Annotated in this window: 1 protein-coding gene; it reads left to right on the top strand. The window is 55.2% G+C overall.

Features of this window, described 5'->3' with window-relative positions:
- Positions 1-241 (top strand): arginase family protein (locus tag DC53_RS0120995; protein ID WP_033032552.1); only part of this gene is annotated, 241 nt, incomplete at both ends.

Below are 241 nucleotides of genomic sequence, written 5' to 3'. Positions count from 1 at the left end.
GGGGATCACTCGATCAATATCCCCTGCATCAACGCCTTTGACAAAGATTGCGCCCAAAACGGCCCTCTGCATGTGGTGCAGATTGATGCGCATCTGGATTTTGTGGACACCCGTCATGGCGTCACCAATGGCCATGGCAATCCAATGCGGCGCGCCATCGAAAAAGACTATGTCTCGGGCATGACCCAGCTCGGGGTTCGCAATGTCTCCTCAACCGCAAAGGACGGTTATGATGACGCCC

It is taken from the genome of Pseudoalteromonas fuliginea, assembly GCF_000690055.1.
Lineage (GTDB): Bacteria > Pseudomonadota > Gammaproteobacteria > Enterobacterales > Alteromonadaceae > Pseudoalteromonas > Pseudoalteromonas fuliginea.
Note: the sequence above shows the minus strand (reverse complement) of the source record. Positions and strands in the feature narration are given on the sequence as shown.